This is a genomic window from Methylomonas sp. BG-2 (assembly GCF_057766305.1).
This window is the reverse complement of the sequence record NZ_JBYMAP010000023.1, coordinates 21,001-27,521: the sequence shown is the minus strand read 5'-3', so window position 1 is coordinate 27,521 and position 6,521 is coordinate 21,001. Positions and strand designations below refer to the sequence as shown.

The following is a 6,521-nucleotide window of genomic DNA, read 5'->3' as shown; positions in this document are numbered from 1 at the left end:
CATCTTGTTGACTTCGCCGGGGTTGGCCTTGCCCTGGGTTTCCTTCATGATTTGCCCCACCAGCGACATCAAAGCCTTTTCCTTGCCGCCCAGATATTGTTCGACCGGACCGGGGTTGGCGGCGATGACCTTATCGACAATTGCTTCGATGGCGCCGGTGTCGGTGATTTGTTTCAGGCCTTCCTTCTCGATGATTTCGTCCGCCGATTCGCTACCGTTCCACAATTTATCGAATACCTGCTTCGCCGTCTTGCCGGAAATCGTGTTGTCGGCGATGCGTTTGAGCAAGCCGGCCAAGCGTTCGGCGTTGACAGGGCAGGCCCCGATTTCCAATCCGGCTTTGTTCAATGCGCCGAGGACGTCGCCGGTCAACCAATTCGCGGCCAATTTGGCTTCGCCGGATTCGGCGGCGAGCGTCTCGTAAAAGTCGGCCAATTCGCGTGAACCGGTTAGCGTGGCCGCGCTTTCCGCGTCCAGCGCGTACTGTTCGACGAAACGGCGTTTTTTGGCGTCCGGCAACTCCGGCAGCGTAGCGCGAATTTCAGCTTTCAAGGCTTCTTCGACGACGACCGGCAGCAAGTCCGGGTCCGGGAAGTAGCGGTAGTCGTTGGCTTCTTCCTTGCTGCGCATGGAACGGGTTTCGTCTTTGTTGGCGTCGTACAAGCGGGTTTCCTGGACGACTTTGCCGCCACCTTCGATAATGTCGATTTGCCGCTCGATTTCGTGATTGATGGCCTTTTCGACGAATTTAAAGGAGTTGATGTTCTTTATTTCGGCTCTAGTGCCGAATTCGGCTTGGCCTTTGGGGCGGACCGACACGTTGGCGTCGCAGCGGAATGAGCCTTCCTGCATGTTGCCGTCGCAAATTTCCAGGTAGCGCACCAGTTCGTGCAATTTGCGCATGTAGGCCACTGCTTCCTTGGCCGAGCGCATGTCGGGCTCGGAGACGATTTCCAAAAGCGGCGTGCCGGCCCGATTCAAGTCGATGCCGGTCAAGCCGTGGAAATCTTCGTGCAAGGATTTGCCGGCGTCTTCTTCCAAATGGGCGCGGGTGATGCCGATGCGTTTGGTTTCGCCGTCAACTTCAATATCCAGATGGCCGTTGCCGACGATCGGCAATTCGAACTGGCTGATTTGGTAGCCTTTCGGCAAGTCCGGATAAAAGTAGTTTTTGCGGGCGAAGATTGAGTGTGGAGCGATGTCGGCGTCGATAGCCAGCCCGAAGGTGACGGCCTTGCGTACCGCGTCTTCGTTTAACACCGGTAATACGCCGGGCAAGCCCAAGTCAACCGCGCAGGCCTGGGTGTTGGGCTCGGCGCCGTAAGCGGTGGCGGCGCCGGAGAAAATTTTGGATTTAGTAGACAGTTGGGTATGGATTTCCAGGCCGATGACGGCTTCCCATTGTGAGCTCATGGTGCTTTCCTTTTAAAACTTATTCGGCAAAAACGTCGTTCAGGTCGATTTGCAGATCGGGGAATAAATGTGGGGTGGCGGTTTCGTTACCGGGATACAAGGCGCGCAGTTGATATTTGCCGCTATCGTCAAGCACGAACTGTTGCACAATTTGCTCGTACGGAAAGACCAGCCAATATTCGATAACACCGCTTTCTTCGTATAAGCCATATTTCAGGCGCACTTCCCTGCGACTGTTGCCTGGGGAAAGAATCTCGATAATCCAATCCGGAGCCCCGTCGCAACCTTGCTCAGTCAGTTTATCCTGGTCGCAGATCACGCAAAGATCGGGCCGCACAACGCTAAAAGCTTCGCGATTAGTCAGTAGCGATTTGCGACGGTCGTAAAGCTTGACGTCGAAAGGGGCGATAAAGATTTCACAATTTTTGCGCAAGAAGTAGTTATCGATTGGTCGCAGTAATTTAAGCGCGATCCTTTGATGCTTGACATTGGGTGCCGGCGACATCGCCATGATCTTGCCCTTGATCAGTTCGACCGATTCCTCGAGCTGCCAGGTCAAATAATCGGCGTAGCTGTAGGTGCCGTCGGGATCCAGTTGCGATAATTGCGTGATAGGCGCCATGGTGCCTCCCGTGTTACTCAAAACCCTTGGGAACTTGCAAATGCCAATCGGTGGCTTGTTGGTAGCGGTGGCCGATGTTGAGTAATTTGGCTTCGCTGAAATAGTTGCCGATGATCTGCAATCCAACCGGCAGTCCGCCGATGAAGCCGGCTGGAATCGATAGGGCCGGTAGGCCGGCCAGATTGATTGCGATCGTGTAAATGTCTTCCAGATACATCTGAATCGGATCGTCGGTTTTTGAACCGATTTTGAACGCCGTGCTCGGCGTAACCGGACCCATCAACACGTCGACTTCGCCGAGAGCGCGTTTGAAATCGTCGCTGATCAAGCGGCGCACTTGCTGAGCTTTCAGGTAGTAGGCGTCGTAATAACCGGCCGAAAGCGCGTAAGTACCCATCAGAATGCGGCGTTTGACTTCGGAGCCGAAGGCTTCGCCGCGCGAGCGGGTGTAGAGGTCGGTCAAGTCGGCCGGATTTTGGCAGCGGTAGCCGAAGCGCACGCCGTCGTAACGCGACAGGTTGGACGAGCATTCGGCCGAGGCGATCACGTAGTAGGCCGGAATCGCCAGCTCCAGATTCGGCATGTCCACTTCGATGATTTCCGCGCCGAGTTTTTGGTATTCGCCGACGGCGGTATGAATCGCCGTAGCCATTTGACTGTCTAGCGCGGCGCTGAAGAATTGTTTCGGCAGACCGATTTTCAAGCCCTGCAGGCTGTCGTTCAGGCCGGCGCTGTAATCCGGTACCGGCTGATCGACGCTGGTCGACTCCCTGCCATCGAAACCAGCCATCGCCTGCAGCAACAGCGCCGCGTCTTCGGCGCTACGCGCCATCGGGCCGCCCTGATCCAGGCTGGACGCGTAGGCGATCATGCCGTAGCGCGAAACCCGACCGTAGGTGGGTTTCAGGCCGGTGATGCCGCACAAGGCCGCCGGTTGGCGGATCGAGCCGCCGGTGTCGGTGCCGGTCACCGCCGGCGCCAGTCTTGCAGCCACGGCGACCGCCGAGCCGCCGGATGAACCGCCCGGCACCCGTTCGCTATCCCACGGATTGCGAGCCGGGCCGTAATAACTGGTTTCATTGGACGAGCCCATCGCGAATTCGTCCATGTTCAATTTGCCCAACATCACCGCGCCGGCTTCGTTAAAGCGTTCGACCACGGTGGCGTCGTAAGGCGCGATGAAGTTATCCAGCATTTTCGAGCCGCAACTGGTTTTAACCCCTTGCGTGCAAAAGATGTCTTTTTGGGCGATCGGGATGCCGGTTAGGGGCGTCGGCGCGCCGGCGGACAAGCGCTGGTCGGCGGCTTCCGCCTGCCGCAAGGCCAGTTCTGCGCTGACCGTCACGAAGGCGTTCAGGGCTGTATGTTGGGCGATGCGAGCCAAAAAGGCCTGGGTCAATTCGGTGCTGGAAAATTGCTTGCCGCGCAGTCCGGCGGCTAATTCGGTTAACGATAGCTTGTGCATGGTTTGGAATTATTCGATGACTTTCGGGACCAGATAAAGTCCGGCTTCGGTTTGCGGGGCAATCGCTTGAAAATGCTCGCGTTGGTTGGTCTCGACGACGGTATCGGCGCGCAGGCGTTGGGTTTGGTCGAGCGGGTGCGCCATCGGCGCCACGCCGGTGGTTTCGGTTTGTCCCATCCGGGTCATTAAATCCAGCATGTTGGACAGGTCCTTGGCGTAATGTTCGACCTGCGATTCCTCGATTCCCAAACGTGCCAGATAGGCGATTTTTTTAACGTCATCAGCCGTTAACGACATCTTCTAACTCCAAGTTTTATCGGTAAATCTATGATACTTTATATCTTGCCCTATCGCCCGCTTGATTGTTAAAGTAGCGGGATTTTCTGTGTGCATTTAGGATACCGTTTAATGTTCAAAAGAATTCGTGGCCTTTTTTCCAACGATCTGTCTATCGACTTGGGAACGGCAAATACGCTGATCTATGTTCCGGGCCAGGGAATCGTACTGAATGAGCCGTCCGTCGTCGCGATCAAGGAGGACAAGATCCGCGGTCAAAAAACCATCGCCGCGATCGGTGCCGACGCTAAAAACATGCTGGGCCGCACCCCCGGCAACATCACCGCGATCCGGCCGCTGAAAGACGGCGTGATCGCCGACTTTGCCGTGACCGAACGCATGTTGCGGTTTTTCATTAAAAAAGTGCATGAAAACAAATTGTTGCGTCCCAGTCCGCGAATTCTGATCTGCGTGCCTTGCGGCTCGACCCAGGTCGAGCGGCGGGCAATTCGCGAGTCGGCGGCGATGGCCGGCGCCCGCGAAGTGTATTTGATCGAGGAGCCGATGTCCGCGGCCGTCGGGGCCGGCCTGCCGGTCGATGCGGCGCACGGTTCGATGGTGCTGGACATTGGCGGCGGTACTTCCGAGGTCGCGGTCATTTCGCTGAACGGCATCGTTTACTCCGCGTCGGTGCGGATCGGCGGCGACCGTTTCGACGACGCGATCATCAGTTACGTGCGCCGTAACTACGGTACGTTGATCGGTGAAGCCACCGCCGAGAAGATCAAGCACGAAATCGGCGCGGCTTACCCCGGTAGCGAAGTGCGGGAGATGCAAGTCACCGGCCGCAATCTGGCCGAGGGCGTGCCGCGTAGTTTTTCACTGAACAGCAACGAAATTCTGGAAGCCTTGCAGGAGCCCTTGTCCGGAATCGTCAGTGCCGTCAAGGTTGCGCTGGAACAAACGCCGCCGGAATTGGGCGCCGATGTTGCCAGTCGCGGCATCGTGCTGACCGGCGGCGGTGCGCTGTTGAAAGATATCGACCGTTTGATTTCGGAAGAAACCGGTCTGCCGGTGTACATTGCCGACGATCCGCTCACCTGCGTGGCCCGTGGCGGCGGCATGGTGCTGGAGATGCTGGACGCGCGAGGCGCCTCGGCGTTTTCGCTGGAATAATTTGACCGGAACCCGGTTGTTCGAGGGACGGCGTTAACCGGTGATGTCGGTTCCCGCCGTCTTTTTTATTTTAGCGGGTACCGTTCGGCGGTTGCGGACCGCTGGAGCGACCCTCGCGGCAATCCTCAATTTACCGTCGGGACTGCCGTTTCAAAATCGCTAGAGGTTTTGCCATAAAACTGCTATTCGCCAAAGGCCCTTCGCTGAATACCCGTCTGTTGGTCGCGGTATTGCTTTCGGTTGCGCTGTTGGTGGTCGATTACCGCAGCCAACGCCTGAACATGCTGCGCTCGCTGTTGGGGATGGCGACCTATCCCTTGCAAATGCTGGCCAGTTTGCCCATCGATGCCTACCATGATTTGTCCGATTCGGTGATTTCCTATGTCGAACTGCAGAAAGAAAATCGTCGGCTGAAAGAGCAACAGTTCGTCAACGACGCGAAGTTGTTGAAGCTGGCGGCCTTGGAAAAGGAAAATACCCGGTTGCGCATGCTGCTGGAAAATTCGTTTCAACTCGGCGAGCAGGTGTTAGTGGCGGAATTGGTCTCGGTCAAACTAGCGCCCTACGAGCATACCGTCGTCGTCAATAAAGGCTCCCGTTTCGGCGTTCATCCCGAGCAACCGGTGCTGGATGCCAGCGGTATCGTCGGCCAGGTAGTCCGCACGATGCCGTCCAGCTCGGAAGTGATGTTGATCACCGATCCCGATCATGCGATCCCGGTACAGGTCAATCGCAATGGCTTGCGGACGATCGCCTTCGGCACCGGGCAACCCAACCGGCTTCATCTGCCGTTTTTAGCTAACAACGCCGACATCGTGCCGGGCGATCTGCTGGTCACGTCCGGTTTGGGCGGCGTGTTTCCCGCCGGTTATCCGGTCGCGGTGGTCGATAAATTCGAGGCCAGACCGGATAAATCGTTCGCCAATATTTACGCCACGCCGAAGGCCGAACTGGATAAGAGCCGGGAGTTTTTGATCGTCTGGAGCGATTCGACGCCGGTGGTGCTCGGCGAGCCGGTTAAGCCGGATGCGGCCGAGCCAGCGGCGCCGGTGGCCGGGAAACAGAAGGATGCCAAACATGTCGGGCCATAATCTGCTGGCCTTGGTTTATTTCCTTGTCACGGTGGCCGGCGCGATGGTGTTGCGGGTGATGGGGTTGTTTCCGGGTATGGAAGTGTTCAATCCGGATTGGGTGGTGTTGGTATTGATCTATTGGTCGGTCGCGCTGCCGGAACGCTTCGGCGTATTCAGCGCCTGGTGGATAGGGCTGTTCACCGATGTATTGACCGGGCGCTTGCTAGGGCAGTACGCGTTGATATATCCGTTGATATGCTATTTCAGCATCAACGAGCACCGGCGGCTGCGCCAGTTTCCGATGGTTCAGCAATGCCTGTTCGTGCTGTTTTGCCTGCTCGGTGCGCAAAGCGTGATCTTCGCGATCGAGAGCATCAAAGCCGGTAACCGCCTGCCGTTGTCGTTTTGGTATCCGGCGCTGAGCGGGGCGCTGGTTTGGCCGCCGGTGTTCTACCTGCTGCGCTTTATCCGGGTCATGGCGCGTCTCGACTGACCG

Annotated in this window: 7 protein-coding genes; 3 read left to right on the top strand and 4 right to left on the bottom strand. The window is 57.1% G+C overall.

What is annotated here, in order from left to right:
- The 4 genes from gatB to gatC all read right to left on the bottom strand — a co-directional run.
- On the bottom strand, positions 1 to 1,413 hold a 1,413-nt coding region (gene gatB / locus AC3B8H_RS03780; RefSeq protein ID WP_488440285.1), incomplete at its 3' end, for an Asp-tRNA(Asn)/Glu-tRNA(Gln) amidotransferase subunit GatB.
- Between the two features lie 19 nt (positions 1,414 to 1,432).
- Positions 1,433 to 2,035, bottom strand: a complete 603-nt coding sequence (locus AC3B8H_RS03775) for a Uma2 family endonuclease (protein WP_488440284.1) — start codon at positions 2,033 to 2,035, stop codon at positions 1,433 to 1,435.
- Positions 2,036 to 2,048: 13 nt separating this feature from the next.
- Positions 2,049 to 3,500, bottom strand: coding sequence for an Asp-tRNA(Asn)/Glu-tRNA(Gln) amidotransferase subunit GatA (gene gatA / locus AC3B8H_RS03770; protein ID WP_488440283.1), 1,452 nt, complete (start codon positions 3,498 to 3,500; stop codon positions 2,049 to 2,051).
- Positions 3,501 to 3,509: 9 nt separating this feature from the next.
- Positions 3,510 to 3,797, bottom strand: coding sequence for an Asp-tRNA(Asn)/Glu-tRNA(Gln) amidotransferase subunit GatC (gene gatC / locus AC3B8H_RS03765; protein WP_488440282.1), 288 nt, complete (start codon positions 3,795 to 3,797; stop codon positions 3,510 to 3,512).
- Positions 3,798 to 3,908: 111 nt separating this feature from the next.
- Here gatC and AC3B8H_RS03760 point away from each other — a divergent pair, with 111 nt between their 5' ends.
- The 3 genes from AC3B8H_RS03760 to mreD all read left to right on the top strand — a co-directional run bounded on the left by AC3B8H_RS03760 (position 3,909) and on the right by mreD (position 6,518).
- On the top strand, positions 3,909 to 4,952 hold the full coding sequence (locus AC3B8H_RS03760) for a rod shape-determining protein (RefSeq protein ID WP_064023926.1): 1,044 nt from the start codon (positions 3,909 to 3,911) through the stop codon (positions 4,950 to 4,952).
- A 173-nt stretch (positions 4,953 to 5,125) separates the two neighbouring features.
- Positions 5,126 to 6,043, top strand: a complete 918-nt coding sequence (mreC, locus tag AC3B8H_RS03755) for a rod shape-determining protein MreC (protein ID WP_488440286.1) — start codon at positions 5,126 to 5,128, stop codon at positions 6,041 to 6,043.
- Positions 6,030 to 6,518, top strand: a complete 489-nt coding sequence (gene mreD / locus AC3B8H_RS03750) for a rod shape-determining protein MreD (RefSeq protein WP_488440281.1) — start codon at positions 6,030 to 6,032, stop codon at positions 6,516 to 6,518. The genes mreC and mreD overlap by 14 nt, the downstream gene beginning before the upstream one ends.
- Positions 6,519 to 6,521 lie beyond the last annotated feature (3 nt).

Bases quoted from the DNA above. Each gene is read 5' to 3' on its own strand.
- AC3B8H_RS03775 (WP_488440284.1), bottom strand. From the start codon at position 2,035: ATGGCGCCTATCACGCAATTATCGCAACTGGATCCCGACGGCACCTAC.
- gatA (WP_488440283.1), bottom strand. From the start codon at position 3,500: ATGCACAAGCTATCGTTAACCGAATTAGCCGCCGGACTGCGCGGCAAG.
- gatC (WP_488440282.1), bottom strand. From the start codon at position 3,797: ATGTCGTTAACGGCTGATGACGTTAAAAAAATCGCCTATCTGGCACGT.
- AC3B8H_RS03760 (WP_064023926.1), top strand. From the start codon at position 3,909: ATGTTCAAAAGAATTCGTGGCCTTTTTTCCAACGATCTGTCTATCGAC.
- mreD (WP_488440281.1), top strand. From the start codon at position 6,030: ATGTCGGGCCATAATCTGCTGGCCTTGGTTTATTTCCTTGTCACGGTG.